13 protein-coding genes and 3 pseudogenes are annotated in these 17,313 nt (G+C 46.0%); 4 read left to right on the forward strand and 12 right to left on the reverse strand.

Annotation, left to right across the window (positions count from 1 at the left end; genetic code table 11):
* Nucleotides 1-137 precede the first annotated feature (137 nt).
* The 9 genes and pseudogenes from GWD08_RS04355 to GWD08_RS04395 all read right to left on the reverse strand — a co-directional run bounded on the left by GWD08_RS04355 (nt 138) and on the right by GWD08_RS04395 (nt 9,098).
* Nucleotides 138-629 (reverse strand): LURP-one-related/scramblase family protein, encoded by a 492-nt coding sequence (locus GWD08_RS04355; RefSeq protein ID WP_159564420.1) that lies wholly within the window; start codon nt 627-629, stop codon nt 138-140.
* 130 nt (nt 630-759) lie between these two features.
* Nucleotides 760-1,254 carry a beta-class carbonic anhydrase gene (locus GWD08_RS04360; RefSeq protein WP_159548491.1) on the reverse strand — a complete coding sequence of 165 codons (495 nt, stop codon included), beginning with the start codon at nt 1,252-1,254 and terminating at the stop codon, nt 760-762.
* A 207-nt stretch (nt 1,255-1,461) separates the two neighbouring features.
* The gene (gene radA, locus GWD08_RS04365) at nt 1,462-2,823 is read right to left on the reverse strand and encodes a DNA repair protein RadA (protein ID WP_159564422.1); all 1,362 of its coding nucleotides are present in this window, start codon (nt 2,821-2,823) and stop codon (nt 1,462-1,464) included.
* Between the two features lie 75 nt (nt 2,824-2,898).
* Nucleotides 2,899-3,345 carry a dUTP diphosphatase gene (locus GWD08_RS04370; RefSeq protein WP_159543308.1) on the reverse strand — a complete coding sequence of 149 codons (447 nt, stop codon included), beginning with the start codon at nt 3,343-3,345 and terminating at the stop codon, nt 2,899-2,901.
* 316 nt (nt 3,346-3,661) lie between these two features.
* Nucleotides 3,662-4,043: pseudogene (locus GWD08_RS04375) on the reverse strand (YbaN family protein).
* 73 nt (nt 4,044-4,116) lie between these two features.
* The gene (locus GWD08_RS04380; protein WP_159543312.1) at nt 4,117-4,887 is read right to left on the reverse strand and encodes an epoxyqueuosine reductase QueH; all 771 of its coding nucleotides are present in this window, start codon (nt 4,885-4,887) and stop codon (nt 4,117-4,119) included.
* 272 nt (nt 4,888-5,159) lie between these two features.
* Nucleotides 5,160-6,944 carry an ABC transporter ATP-binding protein gene (locus GWD08_RS04385; RefSeq protein WP_159564424.1) on the reverse strand — a complete coding sequence of 595 codons (1,785 nt, stop codon included), beginning with the start codon at nt 6,942-6,944 and terminating at the stop codon, nt 5,160-5,162.
* The gene (locus GWD08_RS04390; RefSeq protein WP_159564426.1) at nt 6,944-8,656 is read right to left on the reverse strand and encodes an ABC transporter ATP-binding protein; all 1,713 of its coding nucleotides are present in this window, start codon (nt 8,654-8,656) and stop codon (nt 6,944-6,946) included. Before GWD08_RS04390 ends, GWD08_RS04385 begins: the two co-directional genes overlap by 1 nt.
* Entirely contained in the window at nt 8,649-9,098 is a 450-nt protein-coding gene (locus GWD08_RS04395) for a MarR family winged helix-turn-helix transcriptional regulator (protein ID WP_159564428.1), read from the reverse strand. The genes GWD08_RS04390 and GWD08_RS04395 overlap by 8 nt, the downstream gene beginning before the upstream one ends.
* A gap of 195 nt (nt 9,099-9,293) precedes the next feature.
* On the opposite strand from GWD08_RS04395, the gene GWD08_RS04400 reads away from it, so the two are divergent.
* Complete coding sequence (locus GWD08_RS04400) at nt 9,294-10,310, forward strand: NAD(P)H-dependent glycerol-3-phosphate dehydrogenase (protein WP_159564430.1); 1,017 nt, start codon at nt 9,294-9,296, stop codon at nt 10,308-10,310.
* 23 nt (nt 10,311-10,333) lie between these two features.
* Nucleotides 10,334-11,239, forward strand: coding sequence for a UTP--glucose-1-phosphate uridylyltransferase GalU (gene galU, locus GWD08_RS04405; protein WP_159548476.1), 906 nt, complete (start codon nt 10,334-10,336; stop codon nt 11,237-11,239).
* 131 nt (nt 11,240-11,370) lie between these two features.
* Here galU and GWD08_RS04410 read toward each other — a convergent pair whose 3' ends face one another.
* The 3 genes from GWD08_RS04410 to GWD08_RS04420 all read right to left on the reverse strand — a co-directional run bounded on the left by GWD08_RS04410 (nt 11,371) and on the right by GWD08_RS04420 (nt 14,472).
* Nucleotides 11,371-12,042, reverse strand: a complete 672-nt coding sequence (locus GWD08_RS04410; protein ID WP_159564432.1) for a rhomboid family intramembrane serine protease — start codon at nt 12,040-12,042, stop codon at nt 11,371-11,373.
* On the reverse strand, nt 12,039-12,566 hold the full coding sequence (locus GWD08_RS04415; RefSeq protein WP_159564434.1) for a 5-formyltetrahydrofolate cyclo-ligase: 528 nt from the start codon (nt 12,564-12,566) through the stop codon (nt 12,039-12,041). Before GWD08_RS04415 ends, GWD08_RS04410 begins: the two co-directional genes overlap by 4 nt.
* A gap of 370 nt (nt 12,567-12,936) precedes the next feature.
* On the reverse strand, nt 12,937-14,472 hold the full coding sequence (locus GWD08_RS04420) for a M protein trans-acting positive regulator PRD domain-containing protein (RefSeq protein WP_159564436.1): 1,536 nt from the start codon (nt 14,470-14,472) through the stop codon (nt 12,937-12,939).
* A 413-nt stretch (nt 14,473-14,885) separates the two neighbouring features.
* Between GWD08_RS04420 and GWD08_RS08905 the strand changes: the two are divergent.
* Nucleotides 14,886-15,860: pseudogene (locus GWD08_RS08905) on the forward strand (accessory Sec-dependent serine-rich glycoprotein adhesin); the annotation flags it as partial.
* A gap of 102 nt (nt 15,861-15,962) precedes the next feature.
* Nucleotides 15,963-17,313: pseudogene (locus GWD08_RS08910) on the forward strand (fibrinogen-binding adhesin SdrG C-terminal domain-containing protein); the annotation flags it as partial.

A 17,313-nucleotide genomic window follows, 5' to 3' on the forward strand; every position in this document is an offset into this window, starting at 1 on the left:
CTTACGGCTGTGTCCATTATTTGTTTCAAAAACGTTACCTAGTCCAAAAGCAAGCAGCCAGGCTCTGCCCTACACACCGATCCTAGCAGCGCAGCCCAGAAAAAAGCTGAGTTTTTGAGGGAAAATAGCAAAGCTTTTTAGCCGGTCGAAGCGCTGCTTGCCTCGATGGCTTTCACATAATCAATAGCAACGACCAATGAGATAGCAAGATCCGCCAAGGCGTCATCATAGAGTTCCAAATCATAGGTTGATGGCAGGTGCAGCCAACGTTGATGAATCCTAGCTGCCTCACGCCCTTCATCAAGCAAGCTAAAGTTCATGTTCCAAAAATCACCCTCTACCTCTAAACCAAAATCGGAAATCGTATAGTTGGCTCCTATCCAGGTGAATTTTTTGCGAATCCGAATGACTTGACCATCGGCCAGGGTGACTGTAAAAATAGGCAAAAACCAGTTAAAGCGGTGCTTGATACGGCTAACAAAGCGCCCTTCTTGATCCGTTATTGTAAATTCTTTTGGGAATTTAAAGAGGGCGCCCTGAACGTGATAGGCCAGCTGGCCTGTCTCATCATTTATGTCAAATTGGCCCGCAACAGACCAAAGCTTTTGTTTAATTGTAAACTTTCTCATCTTGCCTACCTCCCAGCTGACTGCTTGCGCAGCGATTTTGTATCAAAGAATTAATACAATAATGATAACACGCGCTGATGAGCTTGTCAAGGCTTAGGGCGCAGGCTTCTATCAGGCAAACGGCTAAGCGCTAGTCGACCGCGGTCATCTGGCCCGTCGTCACGTCATAAACCGCGCCATTAATGACCACATCAGCTGGAATCAAGGGTGAGCCTTTTAGAATAGCCATGTCATCTTTGACACTTTGGATGACATCGGTAAAGGGCAGAAAATCACAACCTGATACATCAAGGCCCAGCTGATGCTGAATCTGCTCTGTAAAGCTAGCATTGGTAAAGGTCTGAGCCCCACAATCCGTGTGGTGCAAAACCACAATCTCACGTGTGCCCATTTGCTGCTGCGAGATCACTAGGGAGCGAATCATATCATCTGTCACCCGACCACCGGCATTGCGCAGGATATGGGCATCGCCTAAGGCCAAGCCCAGGGCTTGCGCCACATGCAAACGCGAATCCATACAGGTGACAATAGCCACACGCATCTTTGGCTTAGCAGGGAGCAGCGCCGTACCATGTAGCTCCACATAGGCTTGATTGGCTGCTAAAAAATGTTCAAAATAAGACAATCTCTTTTCCTTCACCTTCTCTACTGATTTTCTTTTATCATAACACGACCACCCACCTAATAGGTAGTGTCTTGCTTGATTCTCTGCTAATCCGCAAACTAACAACCCAGATAAAGCAAAAGAAAGAGGTCGCTCCCAAACCACCGTGCTTACAGGGCTGACTGATGCGTAAGCAGCTAACTCTGGCAACTAGGTTTTGGTGCTTTTTTACTTGAAGATAGCCTTTAGGACTTGGCCCACGGTGGCTGCGCCATGCACCTGAATCCCAGTAGGCAAATCAAGACCATGCAGGGCAGTTTTTGGCACATAAATCTGTGTAAAACCAAGTTTAGCAGCCTCTTTGATCCGCTGCTCAATCCGCGTCACCCGCCGCAACTCCCCAGTCAAGCCAATCTCGCCCAAAAAGGCAGTCTGCGGGTCGGTAGGACGGTCCTTATAGCTAGAGGCAATCGCTACCGCTACTGCTAGATCAATGGCTGGCTCATCTAGCTTAACTCCACCAGCCGCCTTCAAATAAGCGTCTTGATTTTGTAGCAAGAGACCACAGCGTTTTTCAAGTACCGCCATAATCAGACTAACTCGGTTGAAGTCTAAGCCAGTGGTTGTGCGCCGCGCATTACCAAATACGGTCGGGGTGACCAGGGCTTGCACCTCTGCAAGAATAGGCCGACTGCCTTCTAGCGTGACCACAACGGCTGAGCCTGTCGCATCAGCCAAGCGCTCCTCCAAAAAAACCTGACTGGGATTGAGCACTTCAACCAGGCCGCCTGATTGCATCTCAAAAATTCCAATTTCATTGGTCGAACCAAAACGGTTCTTGACAGCCCGCAAGATACGAAAAGTATGATGGCGCTCGCCCTCAAAATAAAGCACAGTATCCACCATATGCTCTAACATCCGCGGTCCAGCAAGGGTCCCTTCCTTGGTGACATGCCCTACAATGAAGGTCGCTATCTGGTTTGTTTTTGCCAGCTGCATTAACTCTGCAGTCACTTCTCGGACTTGACTGACTGAGCCTTGCACACCGGTTAGTTCTGGACTCATCATGGTTTGGATAGAGTCAACGATTAAAAAATCAGGTTGGATCGTGGCTATCTCTGCTCGAATCTCTTGCATATTGGTTTCTGCATAGAGGTAAAAAGCATTGTCGCGATTGCCCAAACGGTCGCTCCGTAGTTTGATCTGCTCTGCTGATTCTTCGCCTGAAACATACAGAACGGTCCCCTTATCTGCTAGCTGAGTGGACACTTGCAGCAGCAAGGTTGACTTGCCAATACCTGGATCGCCTCCAATCAAGACTAAGCTGCCTGGTACCACACCGCCACCTAAGACCCGGTTAAATTCCTCCATGTCGGTCTTGGTCCTGGCATAATGGATATTTTCGACATCCTTGAGCTTAACGGGCTTGCTTTTTTCCCCACTTAGGCTAACTCGGGCATTTTTGACTTCCTTAACCTCGACCTCTTCTACAAAAGAAGACCAAGCGGAACAATTGGGGCAACGCCCCAAATATTTAGGGGAACGGTAACCACATTCCTGACAAACATAAGTTGCTTTCTTTTTCGCCAATTTGCTTTCCTTTTTTTCTATAAACTGCTCCAAACAGCGGATCAGACATAGGTCTTGCCAATCAAAAGAGCGGTCTTACTTACCAGTGCTGCCAAAACCTCCTGTGCGAAGCCCAACGGCCTCATCCCCATCTGCTAGCAAATAAGGTGCAAAGACGGCCTGTACAATGCGATCACCCACCGCTAAATGGACCGGCTGGTCTGTGATATTTTGCATCTGAGCAAAAATATGCCCCTCATTAGCAGCGTTATTATAGTAGTCTCCATCAATCACGCCAACAGAATTAATCAAGATGAGGCCTTTTTTGCGGGGATTAGAAGAGCGATCATAAAGGTAGAGCACTTCATTAGCCTGCATATAAGCCTTGACGCCGGTCGGCACTAGCTTTATCTCACCGGGCTCAATCCTTGTGGCCTGAGCAACCTTTAGGTCATAACCAGCGGCATGAGCCGTTGCTCTTTGGGGTAATAGCTGAGCCTGATTGGCATAATCTCTGATAAGTTCAAAACCGCGCTGCTTCATTGTATTTTTGTTCCTTTTCTATAAAGATAGCCCCTCTATTATAATGTATTCGAAAAAGAATAGCAAAATAGTAGCCATTAGCAAAAAAAGAGTCAAAATCCTGATGACAAATCAGCATCTCAACTCACGATTGGTTTAGCATCGGCCTTGAAATTAGCCGCTGCGCTTTGCTTACCAAGCACCTAAAAATTTCTGGAGCTGTTCCAGGCCAGGTTCAGGCAAGGCTTTAAGCCTAAAGCACGTAAACTCAAGCTCTTCGTCTCACCCCAACCCAGGCCAGCAAACAGCGAACGCTGAGAACCAAGTGCCAAGCGGACTACTTGTCTTTTTCTGTGAGCGTTTCCGGGACAAACCGCCACAAGATCCAGGACATGCAGCTAGTCATCACAAAAAAGCCTACCTTCAAAAAGACAAGAGGTACAAAAATAATGGAAATCCCCATTAACAGCCAAACCTGAACAAGGATTTTCTTCTTGCGGTCACGCGCAATAACCCGAGTCTCCAGGTAGTCACCGACATAGTAACGATAAACCTTGGTTTGTCTAAGCCAGTGATTAAAACGGTCTGAACTGCGCGAAAAGCAAAAAAAAGCCCGCCAAAAGCAAAAATGGCGTCGTGGGTAGAATGGGCAAGGGAATGCCTAAAAGCCCTAAAGCAAAACTCACACAACCTATCGTTATGTAAACAATCTTTTTCATCACTGTCCTCTACTTCTTTACTAGCCATCAGAGCAAGCCCTGTGCTTACTGTGCGCATAACCTTATTTGTCACCTAAGAAAGTGTTTGACCATTATAGGAAAAACGGATGTGGGGATAGTCCTTTTGGCCGTCTTTACCTTGCATGGCTTGTTCTGCTTCTTTTTTTATCTGGACCAGATCAATCCCTTGGGCTTTGGCCGCATAGACACATCCGCAATAGCATTGTCGGTAAATATCATATTCGTCACACATTTCGACTGATCGGCGGTAGCCGTTATTTTTTTTGAAATCGCTGGGCAGATAATGCGTATCATACAATTTTTGAACTTCCAGTCCGACCGTATTAATCACCTGAGCATTCTTATGAGGGCTAATGGTCAGCGCACTGGCAAAGTAATCAAAAGCAAGATCCAAAGCTTTTTGGGCTGTTTTATCCAGTCGGTAGTCAAAGCAAACCCGGCAGCGATCGCCTCCTTCAGGTTCTTTTTCTAACCCACGTACCTTTTGTTTATATTCATTAGGTTGGTAGGCTTCTTCGATAAAGGAAACCTCATGGCCTGTCTTAGCATTAAAGGCTGAAACAAAGGCCTGTGTTTCATAAGCTCGGCGTTGATACTCAGCTTTAGGGTGGATATTTGAATTGGCAAAATAGACGGTAATATCAGCATATTGACAGAGGTACTCTAAAGCATAGGTCGAACAAGGGGCGCAGCACACATGCATCAAAATGCTGGGCCTGCGGTCTGCTTTTTCCCACACAGCAATCATCTTTTGCAATAGTCGATCGTAGTTCACTTTTTGGTCTGCAGCCTGCTTGGTCAGCAACTCTGTCATATCAATCATTATATCAAATCCTTCCACTACACTAGCAGCTGCGCCTTTTTACGCAAGGCTCAAACGGCAAAACGAGCTGTCGCTACTAGTATACCTGATTCTTAGCATTTGGCAAAGAGTAAACGACTAAAAGCCAACAGCTTTGCTGTGCAGCAAAAAAGCCCCCAGGCTTTAGAGCTAGCCTTAGGGCTCAGCCCAGTAGAAAAAAGGGCCTTTTAGAAAATAACTTGCTGTTAACGAGGCGTGCTGGGTCTAAATCTCTTACGGCTGTGCAGCAGGGCCTATTCAAAGACAAATTGATTGTGATAGAGCTCTGAGTAAAAGCCCTTTTCCTTCAATAACTGGTGGTGGTTACCACGCTCGATGACTTGACCATCTTTTAAAACGATGATTTCATCAGCATTTAAGATCGTTTTTAAACGGTGGGCAATGACAAAGCTGGTGCGGCCGGCAACGATTGCTTCCATGGCTTTTTGAATCTTACTTTCTGTCACGGTATCAACATTAGATGTCGCTTCGTCTAAGATGAGGACCTGTGGATCTGTCAAGAGGGTACGCGCAATGGAAATCAATTGTTTTTGGCCAGTTGAAAAGACATTGTCGTCATCTGATACCTGCGTTTGGTACCCCTCAGGTAGGCTCATAATAAACTCATGAATATGAGTGGCGTAAGCAGCGGTCTCAACCATTTCTTGACTGACTGTATCATCACCAAAGCGAATATTATCAGCAATGGTCCCTGAAAAGAGGACTGACTCTTGCAAAACAATTCCCACGTTTTTCCGTAAACTATCAAGATCATAGTCGCGAATGTCGATTCCATCAAAGGTAATCGAACCACTATCTACATCGTAGAAACGATTGAGTAGGTTCATAATAGTTGTTTTCCCAGAGCCTGTAGGCCCAACCACTGCGACCATCTTGCCTTTTGGGGCCTCGATGGACACGTCCTTTAGTACCTTTTGATCTGGTCGGTAACCAAAATCCACATGGTTGATAGCCACGCCTTCTTTTAATTCCTGAAATTTTGGCGCAGTTTGCGGGCGGATTTCTTCTTGCTCATCAAACATTTCCTGAATCCGGCCAGCACCGGTAAAGGCCAGCTGTAATTCGCCCCAAGAAGAGGCAATCTGCATAATGGGTTGATAATATTGCTGCGAGTATTGGACAAACATAACTACTAAGCCAAGACCAGCTGCCATTGAGATGGATTTATCATTTAAAACAATGCCAGAGCCAATAAAAATCACCAAGGCTGTATTTAAAAGACTCATCCCATTCATGACCGGAAATAACAAACCTGAAAAGAGGCGGCCTTTAAAGGTTGCTTGCCTTACCTTTTCATTATGGCTGATAAATTCTCCAATGGTTTCTTCTTGCAAACCTTGAACGATAATCGCTTTTTGACCCGAAATTTTTTCATCCATGTAGGCATTTAAGGCTGAGACTTCTGTTTGCTGAATAGTCGTGTATTTACGTGCCATTCGTACAATAAAGACTAAAAAAAGCAAGGCAAGAGGCGTTGTCGCCATCGTTAAAAGTGCTAAGCGACTATCTTGTTTTAGCATCATCCAGACTAAGCCAATATAAAGCGCCACATTGGTGGCCACCTGAACAAGCGACTGATTGAGGGTGTTTTGAATATTGTCCAAATCGCTGGTAAAACGTGATAGGATATCTCCATCGTGATGTTTGTCAAAGAAAGCCACCGTTAGCCGCTCAAGCTTGCCAAAGAGGCCTTTACGCATCCGGTTAGTCGAATGCGAGACCATTCGCGTGAACAAGAGACTATAAATCAAATTAGCTAGCGCGGTAAAGATATAGGTCAGTAAAAGCTTCCACATGACGGTCATAAAAGCGGTCTGGTCTGGCTCAAAATCAGGTTTACCAGCCATCTTAGCCCCATAATAGGCTTGGCCGATTTTCCCCAATTCTGTCAAAGACTGGCCAAGAAAAACTGGTGCTTTGACCTGTAAATAGGTTGCCGCAATAATCGCCAAGATAATCACAGCAAACGACCCTTTGTAGCGTTTAAAATAAAACCAAAAAAAGCGTGCAGTTTTCATTAATCCTCTTCCTCCTTGCCTTTTTGCGTTTCATAGATTTCCCGATAAACAGCATTGTTAGCCACTAAGTCACTGTGGGTCCCTTGGGCAATCAACTGCCCGTCATCAAGCACCAAAATCTTGTCCGCTTTAACCACCGAGGAAATTTTTTGAGCAATAATAATAGTTGTTGTGCCCTTTAGATCCTTATTGAGTGCTTCTTGTACCAGCTTTTCTGATTTGGCATCTAAAGCTGATGTGGAGTCGTCTAAAACAAGGATTTTGGGCTGTCCGATCACACCGCGCGCAATGGACATGCGTTGTTTTTGTCCTCCAGAAAAGTTATTGCCGCGCTCCTCAACATGACTATCATAGCCTTGCTCCATGCGATCAATAAATTCGCTGGCCTGGGCAATCCTGGCTGCGGCACGCATAGTGTAGTGATCAGCGTGAGCATTGCCTTGCCGTAAATTATCGGCAATCGTTCCCGAAAAGAGGATGGCCTTTTGAAGGACAATGGCCACTGTTTGGCGCAAGGTGGCTTGACTTAGACTCTTTAAATCCTTGCCACCGATGGTAATCTGCCCTTCTTGCGGGTCAAACAAACGCGGAATCAGCTGCGCAAGCGTTGATTTGCCAGCACCAGTCGCCCCAACTACACCGACCATCTGCCCGGCAGCAATCTGAAAGGAAATATCTTTAAGCATAGGCTTCTCTTCGTTTGGATAGGTGAAACTGACGTGGTCAAAAACTAAATCCCCATTTAAATCTTCAAGGTCAGTGCTCGTAAAGGTCATTGCCGGTTGGGTGTTTAAAATTTCTTTGATACGGCCGATGGAAATAAAGGCCCGGCTAGCTTGCATCCCCATAAAGCCGACCATAATGATGGAAAACATGATTTGCATCATATAGGTCATAAAAGAAGCAATACTACCAACCACTGTCGGTTCTGTTTTAACCATTCCAGAAACCAACAAAATGGAGATGTAAATGGCTAGATAAGAAACCAAGCTTAGGGCCGGTTGCATGATGGAAAAGCCATAACCAATAAAGAGATTCAAATCCAGCAGCTGATTAGATGTTTCTTTAAATTTTTCATATTGCTGGCGCTCCTGTACAAAGGATTTAACCACGCGAACCCCGCGTAAGTTTTCCTTAGCAATCTGGTTAATCCGATCCATCAAACTTTGAAATTGACCAAAACGCGGTCCCATCTGACTCATGACCAATCCCATGATCAGAGCAATCAATAAAACCATTAAGATAATCACCCACCATAGTTTTGGTAGTGTCTGAATGGCCATGATAAAGGCTCCAACAAATAAAATCGGCACTCGTAGCAAGACTTGAAAAACCATCATCATCAGATTTTGAATCTGAGTAATGTCATTGGTCATCCGCACCACTAGATTTCCCGCATTAAAATCCTCAATATTGGCATAAGAAAAGCTCTGAATCTTGCGGAAAGTGGCTTCTCGAATATCCGCTGAAACCCCTTGGGCAATCTTTGCTGCTAAGACTGTATTAACTGCCCCTGCGATTAATCCGACAAGGGCAATGATAACTAGCATAGAACCAAAGTCCTTAATGGTTTGCTGGTCATTTTTTAATACTGCCGTTAGGACATCTTGTAAATAATGCGGTTGTAACAAGGTGCTTGCCACGACCGCAATAACCATCAGAAATGATCCTAAAGCATACCACTTATAGCGCAGTAACGTTTCTTTAAGCATCTTTGTTTTTCTCTCCTTCTAACACGTTTTGCTTGAGTTGATTAATAACTTTCTCAACGGTGGCAAAGTCTTCTTTGCTAATTTTTTGAAAAAAGCAATCTTCAATGGCCTTGCGACAGGCCTGCAACTGAGGTAAGCAGGCCCTGCCTTTCTCTGTTAAAACAACTTGTTTATAGCGTTTATCCGTCTGAGCAGGAAGCACTTCAATAAAGCCATTGCGGGCCATGCGCTTGACCAGACTGCTTGAAACTGATTTTGAGATCTGTAAACGCTTCTCAATGTCTTTTACAAATACTTCTTGATGAGCTTGTTGCTCTAAAAAGACTAAGACATGGCCCTGTGGACCCGCCAACTGCTCAATCCCATGTTCCTTTGCAATCTGTTCACACACTCGCTCAAGCTGATGGGCAATATCACGCAATTGACCAATAATTCGCGTCATCTGGTGCCTCCTTCGATTAGAATAGCCCCTATTTTAGTTCGCCTAGGAACTATTGTCAATCATTCTGCTTGTTTCTTTGTAAAAAGCAGCGCCATCTCACCCTAGGCGTGGTATCAGGGACGTTTTCTAATAGAGGAGGTGCGTGATTTATGTTATAATGAAGTGATTAGCGCATCAAGCATCAAGGAGAAAGATATGACAAAACAAAAAGTAGCCGTCTTAGGACCTGGATCTTGGGGCACCGCACTTGCCCAAGTGCTCAATGACAACGGCCACCAAGTGTGCCTTTGGGGGAACCACGCTGCCCAAATCGACGAAATTAAGACCCACCACACCAATACCCATTATTTCAAGGATATTGTCTTAGACGAAGGCATCCACGCGACGACCGACCTAAAAGAGGCCTTAGCTGATACCGATGCGGTGCTCTTTGTCGTCCCAACCAAAGTCACCCGCCTCGTTGCCCAGCAAGTGGCCAAGACCCTAGACCACAAAGTCATCATGATGCATGCGTCCAAGGGACTTGAGCCTGGCACCCACGAACGCCTCTCCACCGTGATTAGCGAAGAGGTACCCACTCAGCTGCGTAGCGAAGTCGTGGTCGTCTCAGGCCCTAGCCACGCCGAAGAAACTATTGTCCGCGATATTACCCTAATCACCGCCGCCTCCAAGGATCTAGCAGCTGCCAAGTACGCCCAGTCGCTCTTTAGCAACCACTATTTTCGCCTTTATACCAACCCCGACGTCATCGGTGTTGAAACGGCTGGCGCTCTGAAAAATATCATAGCAGTAGGAGCAGGTGCCTTACACGGTCTAGGTTATGGCGACAATACTAAAGCAGCCGTCATCACGCGCGGTCTGGCTGAGATTACCCGCCTTGGGGTAAAATTAGGGGCCGATCCCTTGACCTACAGCGGACTTTCTGGTGTGGGCGACCTTATTGTCACAGGAACCTCTGTGCATTCCCGCAACTGGCGCGCAGGGGACGCCCTAGGACGGGGCGAAAAACTAGAAGACATTGAACGCAACATGGGCATGGTCATTGAAGGCATCTCCACAACCAAGGTAGCCTACGAAATTGCCCAAGAATTAGGCGTCTACATGCCCATCACCACTGCCATTTACAAATCCATCTATGAGGGTGCCGGCATCAAAGAAAGCATCTTAGGTATGATGTCCAATGAATTCCGTTCGGAAAACGAATGGCACTAAGCATCCTGCAAAAAGGAGATACCATGAAAAAAGTTAGAAAAGCGATTATCCCCGCTGCTGGGCTTGGTACCCGTTTTTTACCAGCGACCAAAGCCTTAGCTAAGGAAATGTTACCAATTGTTGATAAACCAACCATCCAATTTATCGTTGAAGAAGCCTTAAAATCAGGCATTGAAGAAATCCTTGTCGTTACTGGTAAGGCCAAACGGTCCATTGAAGACCACTTTGATTCCAACTTTGAATTAGAATACAACCTTGAAGTCAAAGGCAAGACAGAATTGCTCAAACTGGTCGATGAGACGACAGCGATTAACTTGCACTTTATCCGGCAAAGCCACCCCCGTGGTCTGGGTGACGCTGTTTTGCAAGCGAAAGCTTTTGTTGGCAACGAGCCTTTCATCGTCATGCTTGGTGATGACCTGATGGATATAACGGACAGCTCCGCTATTCCCCTAACAAAGCAACTCATGGATGACTACGAAACCACTCACGCCTCGACGATCGCCGTTATGCAAGTGCCGCACCAAGACGTCTCGTCTTATGGGGTGATTGCCCCGCAGGGTGAGACGGTCAATGGCCTCTATAGCGTGGATACTTTTGTCGAAAAACCAACACCAGAAGAGGCACCCAGTGACCTGGCGATTATCGGCCGCTACCTCCTAACCCCAGAAATCTTTGGAATTCTAGAAAAGCAAGCACCTGGTGCTGGCAATGAAATCCAGCTAACCGATGCCATTGACACGCTCAACAAGACCCAGCGCGTGTTTGCTCGGCAGTTCACTGGCAAGCGCTATGATGTCGGTGATAAGTTTGGTTTTATGAAAACCTCGATTGACTACGCTCTCAAGCACCCGCAAATCAAGGATGATTTAAAAGCTTATATTATCAAGCTTGGCCAAGAATTAGCTGCCACTGAGAGCAAAGACTAAAAACGAACCAAAACAAAAAACTGCAGGGAACGTCGCTTCTTTTAAGAAGGGAAAACGCCCTGCAGTTTTTCTATGGGCCCAGCAAGTCGGCTTGCTGGGCCCTTTTTTATAACTATAAGCTTTCGCTTACTTCAAGCAAAACTATAGGCCACAAGTCCGAAAAAGAGGACCAAAAAGCCTAGCGCCGCTAACCAGCTGCGGCTCTTAGTCAGTGGCTGCTCGCCTATTTGATTAGGTAGAAAAAGCGCCGCCAGTGCCCCACCAATAGCGCCGCCTAGATGGCCAGCAATCCCGACATTGGGCATAAAGAGATTGAGCACAAGATTCACCACAATCAGTGAGAGGTAGGAGCGCCCTAGTGAGCGCAGCAGGGGATTTTTGGTCTGAAGACCAAGAACCATAATCGCCGCAAATACGCCAAATAAGGAGGTGGAAGCCCCTGCAGCTACTGCTGCTGGACTCAAAGCCAGGGTAAAGGCATTTCCCATCATGCCAGCCAGCAGGTATAGTAAAAAGAAGTTAGCCGAGCCCCAGATGCGTTCGGCCAATTGCCCGACAAAATAGAGGGTCAACCCATTCACCAGCAGGTGCTCCCAGCCGATATGAACAAAGATGGGGGTCACTAAGCGCCACAGTTGGCTAGGCATGGCGCGAACGGCCAAGCCAAACATCCCGCCAAACTGATAAATGACCTGGGGTCGTGTCGCCTGGGGTCCATATAAGATCTGCATCGCAACAAAAACGACCAGTGTTACCGCTAGCAGCAACAAGGTCACGCGATGGCGTCTAAGCGTATAATTCATCTGCTCAATACCTCCAAAACAGCAATATCATGGGCTTCAGCAGAGAACTCTGCCAATTGCTGCGCGTAAATCGTACTAATCGTCTGGCCCTTAAAATCAGCTAGGTAGCGGTCATAATAGCCGCCACCATAGCCAATCCGATAACCAGCAGCATTAAAAACTACCCCCGGCACATGGATCAGATCAATCGCTCCTTTAGCAACAGCTTGCTTTCCCTTAGGCTCCAAAAGGCCATAGCCAGAAACCTCTAAGGCATTAGGCTGGTAGGGCAAAAAGACCATTTGTCCTTTGCCCACAACCTTAGGAACCAGGATTTCTTTGCCATCTAACAAGGCCTGCTCAATGACGAGATGCGTGTTAAACTCATGCGGCATCGCTAGATAGGTGGCAATGACCTGTGCTTTTTGATAGGCCGTACTGGCAAGCAAAGCAGCCAAGAGCTCAAGATCAAGCGCCTTTTTCTCAGTCGGCTGCATAGCCCGTAGGCCCGCTAGTGTTTGTTGTCTCAGTGCTTTTTTTGTCATGCTTCTATCATAACACGAAGTTTCTGCATTTGTCCCAAGGTAAAGCCCAGCAGGGCAAGTACCAATCCAGCGAAGACTCAACGAGACTTGCTCCAAGCACGCTTCCTAAAAAACCATAACGATGAGTTCACGGCCAAGGACCAGAGGCACAGCCCACAGCGCACACGCCGCCGCACACCTGCCAAAACTAGCGGCTCACTTTTTTATACTTTTTCCAAAAACAAACTTAAGAATCCTTTAAGGTAACTCAGCTATACTAAAACTATCCTAAATGATGGTTCCTAAGAACCATGGAAGGTAGTCAATTGCTATTTTCCCTTTTCATAAATCTCCAAAAGAGGGTGCCAAAAAGCATCCTCTTTGTGTTAGCCTAAACATCAGGCTCCTGAGTGGCAGAAGTGGCAAACTGCTCAGTCATGATTTTCTCGTACTTTTCTTCCTTGAGGTCCAAGATGCGTTTTTGCAGCTGCGAGACCCGACCATTGAAATCAGGAGAAGAAAAGTCTAGGGTAGCCACATTTGGCGTTAATTCCTTCTTGACAAAAGGGATGAGCTTTTGATGCGTGATTACTAGGTCAGGCTCTAAATCACTGATGTTGTAAATATCATCAATCAAGAGGTAAAAGGAATGAACAGCAACGCTTTTTGGGGAAAACAAAGCAGAAATAGCATCCTTGAGCAAGCGTGCATTGACAGCATTAGCCGCGATACACACCAGCTTGATTGGAGGCTGGCAATTTCTGAGCAACTGCTCCAAGTGATTGCACAGTAAAAAGAGATGCTGGCAGTGAGGGCCCTTGGCCCCAATCGCACGTAGCCATTGGTTAACGACCTGATTAACCGCTTGGAAAAAGCCAGCATGTCCCTGATAGGTCCTAGAGGAACAGCGCACTTGCTCAGGAATGAGGTCTTGCAAGTCAAAAAGGAAATACAAGTAAAAGTAAATCAGGATGTGCACTAAATCATCGTTCTTATCCAAAAACAAGGGCGAGAGCTGCTGGATGGCCCGGAGTAATTGTGAAAAAGCAGGATCAGCCTCAAAGATGGCTCTGACTTGCTGGATATGCTCTTTGGACCACTTTTGGCTAGCAAAGGAATTACTAGCAGTCAGATAGATTAAAAAAAGGTAATCCAAGTCATCTTTTTGAAATGTCAGGCCGGTCTGCGGCTGGAGGATCTCTTCAATGCTCTTGGCCAGTTTCTCATAGATAAAGATCCGAGTCAATTTGTTAAAAATCGCTGATTCAGGAAGCCGGACGCTTTTATCATGGCGCTTCCATGATAGGGACAAAAGAACATTGTAAAAAATAAACGACTCTGACAATAGATGAGAAGGTCTGAGATGGCTGGCACTATCAAAGAGAAAATGGCGCGTAATAAGCTGGTCTTTTGGGGTTAACTCGTAAATGTCAATTCCAAACTTGGTCTGTAAAAAGGCAATGAGGTAGCGAATCCGATACTCCTCACCGACAATGCTGTTTTTCACAAGCCTTAGGCCGATCTCCTCAATATAGGGCACTATCGCTTCTCTTAGCCGATAAGCAGAAGCTGTCGAGATAAACTGCTCCTTGGCAAAGTGCGCCAGAGACTTACCGTTTTTGATTGGATTAATGATAAAAAAACGAAGCAACTGCAAGATCCCCGACTGGCGGTACAAGGGGTATAAAAACGTTTCTAAGGCAGCTGGCTCGGTAAGGTCCGCTTGGATATGACCTTTTGTAAGGGTGATGTTTAGCCTGCCGCTATAAAGCAAATCTAACTCTTTACAATATTGCCTTACCTGCAAGGAAGTTAAGCCGACAATCTCTTTGACCTCCTGCAGGGAAATGCTTGGTCTATTAAAAAAGAGCATCACTAGATGGGCTTTATCACGAATGGTTTGTTCAATATAACGATTTTCTAACAAGGGTCTCTCCTTCCTTATAGATAATGTATTACCTTAGTATAGCAGTAAAAATGCAAAAAACAAACAACTTCACCTCTAACAATGGGTAATATTCTGTTGATTTTAATTATTCCAAAAATTTTTCTCACCAATTGATTCAAAAGGAGAAAAAATTGAGAAAAAGATGCTGTTTTGACTATAGCAATCTCAGCATTACTATGCTAAATTGTGATACGTATGCTCATTTCAGCCGATTAATTGTTTTGTCAACACCAGAAGGTACCAAAAGGCCTGAAAACCAGCTTGACTCCCATTTTTTATATCCCATGAAGCACAGCAGGATATAAAAGGCAGAGTCTTTTAATTTTACTAAAAGCTAGTAGTAAAATAAGACATTACTACGATTGATGCGTTACATGTTATGGAGAGAGATCATGTTAAAGAAAAACTATCACTACCAAGAAGCCTCGCGCAAAACGCGGGTCAAGATGCACAAGTCTGGTAAGCACTGGGTCCGGACGGTCATCTCAAATATCGGGCTCTTACGTTTTTTCAAGGGTGCTTCACCAACAGACGTTCGCATCCAAGAAGTGGAAACTGAGTTAGCCTCCCACTCACCAGCGATTAGCCTGCTAAAGGGAATAGCCGCAAGTGGCGCCATGCTTGGCGGGGCGCTGGTCATGAGCGATCAGGTCCTGGCCGAAGAGGTCACACAAGAGTCCGTGCAGCCTTTAGCAACAACAGATACCCTGACGATGGAGACAGGGGCTGATCAAAGCACACTTGCAGCAAAAACTGCTGAGCCCACCACCCAGGTCAGCAGCGAACTGTCTGAGTCAAGCTCACTAAGCCAGTCCCAATCCCTATCAAGTAGCGAGAGCACCTCGGCCTCTCAGGCTGCCCTGGCCTCAGAAAGCGCAGCAAATGACAAGGCCGTTGCCCGGCCCAGAGCCGTGCGGTCGGTTAGTGAGAATTCGGGCATGGAGCCGATACCAGTGGCAGAAATGGCAGAGCCGGCAAAACCTGAGGCTTTGGTGGCGGAAACTGGGAGAGATGTGACTAATCAGTTAGAGAACGTTCATATTACGCTTCAAGAGAGAAGTGCAACACCTGGAACTGTCAATATGGATGCAGGAGAGAGTCTTGGTGCAAGCATATCATTTAAAGCTCCCGGTGTATCCCCTGGCGATACCTTTACACTGCAACTGTCAGAGACCATGGATCCCAACGGTATAACCTCCAATGAATTTGACTTTCCTATATATAATGACCAGCATAAACCTATAGCAACAGGGACTTATGATAAAGACACACATCGTATTACCTATAAGTTTACTAATATTGACCCGGGTTCAACGGTTACAGCGTCAGTGAGCCTAAGTCTATTCATTGATGATAAGGTAACTCCGAATACCAAGAAAGCTATTGCTATATCTGTTAGTTTAGGTAATAATAAAGATGATAAGAATGTTAATGTAGTTTATGGGCCTCCTTACCAATTGGGTCAATACAATATTAAGTCACGTGTTGTCAAACTTGATTTTGATAATCTTAACTTTAAGTATGTCTCCCAAGTTAATCCTCTAGGGAATACTATTTCAACCTATAATCCAACGCATCAATTAATTAGTGTGATTCAGAACGCTGATACAAGTAGTCGTGTAAACCTTTCTAACACAAATCACAAGATTTATAAAGTCCAAGATCGACAATCCCCTTGGGAGAGTATGGATGATGATTATACTAATCCAAGCAAATTTGAAGACGTCACAAGCTCCTTTAATGTTTCAAAAAATAGTCAAGAAATACGTATCGATTGGGCTACACATAATATGTTCAATACGTACGTAATTGTTGTAGACGGTCAAGGTGAAAAAACGAGTGAGAACCTTAAACTATCAACTAGCTTAAAACCTTTGGGAGGTTCTTTTCAAGGCGTGACCTATACTGCAGGAGTTGCTCTACATGGTAATTCCGGTCATGGTGAGGCTGATGCAACGTCGGTATCACAAAGCACGTCGGCTTCTCAATCGGCATCAACATCTAGCAGTTTGAGCGCTTCAACTAGTACCCGGATGTCTGAGTCTGCGTCTACTTCTAGCAGCCTAAGCGCGTCTACTAGTGCCAGCCTATCAGCTTCTGAGTCAGCTTCGACATCTAGCAGTTTAAGTGCGTCTACTAGCGCTAGCACATCCGCTTCTGAGTCGGCGTCTACGTCTAGCAGCTTGAGTGCGTCAACAAGTGCTAGCACGTCCGCTTCTGAGTCGGCGTCTACGTCTAGCAGTTTAAGTGCGTCTACCAGCGCTAGCCTATCGGCTTCCGAATCCGCTTCGACATCTAGCAGTTTAAGCGCGTCTACCAGCGCTAGCACTTCTGCTTCTGAGTCGGCATCGGCTTCTAGCAGTTTAAGTGCTTCTACCAGTGCTAGCACATCCGCTTCCGAATCCGCTTCGACATCAAGCAGCCTAAGTGCGTCTACTAGTGCCAGCCTATCAGCTTCCGAATCCGCTTCAACATCAAGCAGTTTGAGCGCTTCTACTAGCGCTAGCCTATCGGCTTCTGAGTCGGCGTCTACGTCTAGCAGCCTAAGTGCGTCTACTAGTGCCAGCCTATCGGCTTCCGAGTCGGCGTCTACGTCTAGCAGTTTAAGTGCGTCTACTAGCGCTAGCCTATCAGCTTCCGAATCCGCTTCGACATCAAGCAGTCTAAGTGCGTCTACCAGCGCTAGCACGTCTGCTTCCGAATCCGCTTCGACATCAAGCAGCCTAAGTGCGTCTACTAGTGCCAGCCTATCAGCTTCCGAATCCGCTTCAACATCAAGCAGTTTGAGCGCTTCTACTAGCGCTAGCCTATCGGCTTCTG

It is taken from the genome of Streptococcus halichoeri (assembly GCF_009870755.1).
Lineage (GTDB): Bacteria > Bacillota > Bacilli > Lactobacillales > Streptococcaceae > Streptococcus > Streptococcus halichoeri.

Coding starts and splice junctions, on each gene's coding strand:
- GWD08_RS04355 (WP_159564420.1), bottom strand. CDS start 629: ATGAGAAAGTTTACAATTAAACAAAAGCTTTGGTCTGTTGCGGGCCAA.
- GWD08_RS04370 (WP_159543308.1), bottom strand. CDS start 3,345: ATGAAGCAGCGCGGTTTTGAACTTATCAGAGATTATGCCAATCAGGCT.
- GWD08_RS04380 (WP_159543312.1), bottom strand. CDS start 4,887: ATGATTGATATGACAGAGTTGCTGACCAAGCAGGCTGCAGACCAAAAA.
- GWD08_RS04385 (WP_159564424.1), bottom strand. CDS start 6,944: ATGAAAACTGCACGCTTTTTTTGGTTTTATTTTAAACGCTACAAAGGG.
- GWD08_RS04390 (WP_159564426.1), bottom strand. CDS start 8,656: ATGCTTAAAGAAACGTTACTGCGCTATAAGTGGTATGCTTTAGGATCA.
- GWD08_RS04395 (WP_159564428.1), bottom strand. CDS start 9,098: ATGACGCGAATTATTGGTCAATTGCGTGATATTGCCCATCAGCTTGAG.
- GWD08_RS04400 (WP_159564430.1), top strand. CDS start 9,294: ATGACAAAACAAAAAGTAGCCGTCTTAGGACCTGGATCTTGGGGCACC.
- galU (WP_159548476.1), top strand. CDS start 10,334: ATGAAAAAAGTTAGAAAAGCGATTATCCCCGCTGCTGGGCTTGGTACC.
- GWD08_RS04410 (WP_159564432.1), bottom strand. CDS start 12,042: ATGAATTATACGCTTAGACGCCATCGCGTGACCTTGTTGCTGCTAGCG.
- GWD08_RS04415 (WP_159564434.1), bottom strand. CDS start 12,566: ATGACAAAAAAAGCACTGAGACAACAAACACTAGCGGGCCTACGGGCT.